The sequence below is a fragment of the Methanospirillum sp. genome (assembly GCF_028679455.1).
Lineage (GTDB): Archaea > Halobacteriota > Methanomicrobia > Methanomicrobiales > Methanospirillaceae > Methanospirillum.
Map to the genome: position 1 here is coordinate 1 of NZ_JAJRBM010000127.1, position 2,520 is coordinate 2,520.

Consider the following 2,520-nt stretch of genomic DNA (forward strand, 5'->3'; position numbering starts at 1 on the left):
TGGATTATACTTATTTAAACAGTGCTGATCAGGATGGAACTGACACTATCTCATACCGCTACCTGAACAAAAAACTTGAGTCCAGTCTGCCATTTATCGTTCAATCTGCAATTAATCTCGAAGTATCTGACGTAAAGACTGACAACATCAATGCAGGGGGATCTGGCAATATCACTCTCACTCTGAAAAACACAGGGAAAGATCCAGGTAAGAATGCAATAGCATACCTGAATGGAAGTATGGAATCTCCCATAGTACCGGTATCAAATGGCGTGTATATTGGAAATTTTGCTCCGGGAAGCACAGCAACAGTGACGTATAAGGTAAGTGTATCTGAAGATGCCCATCCACAGGAATACCCCATTATGGTAGGAGTTGTGTATGACAACACCGATGGAAAAACCCTGCTTTCACCGTTTAAGAGAGTGGGAGTTCTTGTAGGATCTAAAGTTCACTTTACAATTACCAGTGCTGCTCCAAAAATCAATCCGGGCAATAAAAACCCAGTAGAAGTCACGTATAAAAACGATGGATCTGTCACCGTGTATAGTGCAGAAGCTCGAATCAGTGCTGTTGATCCCTTTTCCAGTAGTGATGATCTTGCGTACCTTGGTGATTTAAAGCCTGGAGAAAGCGCTAAAGCACGGTTTGGTCTGACATTAAGTAGCAATGCAGATACCAAGGTGTATGGACTTGATTCGGAAGTGAAGTATCGAGACTCACTTGATGACAGTCATGTATCTGACACGGTAAAAGTTCCAATTGATGTTGTTAAACTTGAAGGTCCTCTAGCACTCTTGTCAAACCCGGTTGTAATAGGAGTTTTACTGATCCTCATTCTGGGTGGAGCGTATTCTATCCGTGAAAAACAACAGCAAGGAAAATTAAAGTAAGTGAGGCAGAAATAATGCCTTCACTTTTTTCTCATCTTGCAGATCTCATACTGGCGAAGCCAGGAGCACTCTCAAAAATTATTCTGGTGCTTATGGCCATCTCGCTCTTTGGGATGACCATGGTCTCGATGTCAACAGGAAATGAGAACTATCTACAACCTACTTCTACCGAGGGAATTCTTGATAACCATTATTCAGATACATTTAAAAAAGATTCATTAATTATTCTAATTGAATCTGGAGATTCTACAAGCCCGTCTCTTTTGAAGTATATCGACACGATAGAGAAACCGATCTCAAATCTTCAGTACATATCATCTGTATCCAGTATTGTGGATATTGTTAAATCTCTGAATAATCAGATGATTCCTACCTCATCCGGAGAGATGAATATAGTACTTGAGAAGGTTCCTGAGTCAGCCATTAAATCATATGCACCAACCGGGATGCTAACGATGGTTCCTGTAAACCTGGAGTCAGGGTTATCACTCGATAAACGAAAAACTGCATTAAAAAACCTTCAGAATTTTATTGATAGTACTGATCTTCCCCCTGGAGTTTCCATAACAATTACCGGTACTGCAGCATTTAAGCAAGAGATGGAGGTCGAGATGGGCAAATCACTTGGTGTTCTTATTTCGGCAGCCATGGTACTCATGGTCATTGTATTGGGACTCCTCTTTGGATATGTAAACCATCGATTCTTACCTGTTGTGATTGTTGCATTCGGTTTAATTTTTACATTTGGGTTTGTTGGTTTGGCTGGTATGCAAATCAGTATGGCTGTGATATCAGCGTTCCCTGTAATTATCGGATTAGGAATTGATTACGCGATTCAATTTCACTCGCGTCTAGAAGAAGAAGCAAGAGATCATCCCCTTCCTGACGCAATTAAAACTACTGTGACAAAAACCGGACCTGCTGTATTATATGCCATGTTAGCTACCTGCATGGGATTTATTGCGATGTTTCTCTCCCCGGTCCCCATGATGCAGGGATTTGGACTGGTCAGCATCATCGGGGTGATCACCTGTTATATTACTTCATTAATTGGCATACCTCTGATTGCAACGCTGATAAATTACAAACCAAAAGGTCATGGTGCATCGAAATTTGCCACGGTCGTTGATACATCACTCTCAAATATGGCAGTATTTATAGCAAAACGGTCAGTGCCCATTCTGCTCATAACTCTGCTATTCGCAATTATAGGATTGCAGTTAGATCCCATGATTCCGGTGGACACCAATGAAAAAGCATTTGTTCCACCAGATATGCCTGCAAAAGCTACACTTGATAAAGTGACACGCACCATTGGTTCAACCGATTCAGTACCTATTATGATCCGTGGATCAGATGTTGTGACCATAAAGGCATTGGAATGGATGCAGGAGTTTATAGATTTTGAACTGAAAACAAAAACCAAAATCACCCGTTCCTCAAGTATACTAGACTATCTCCAGGCATACAATAACGGGGTCCTGCCAAAAACTCAAAGTGAACTGGATCAGGTTCTGGGAAAAATTCCTGAAAATATCAAGGAGACATACTTACGAGGAAATAATGAAGCGTTATTTGAATTTAACACTGTTAAGATAGAGACAAAAACAAAGAGCGATCTCAAGAA

The 2,520-nt window shown here is 40.8% G+C and carries 2 protein-coding genes; both read left to right on the top strand.

From position 1 onward, the window contains the following. A partial coding sequence (locus LUQ50_RS04350; RefSeq protein WP_367278955.1) for a COG1361 S-layer family protein occupies window positions 1–893 on the top strand: 893 nt, incomplete at its 5' end. A 14-nt stretch (window positions 894–907) separates the two neighbouring features. Then, the coding region (locus tag LUQ50_RS04355) for an MMPL family transporter (RefSeq protein WP_300036727.1) at window positions 908–2,520 on the top strand (1,613 nt) is incomplete at its 3' end.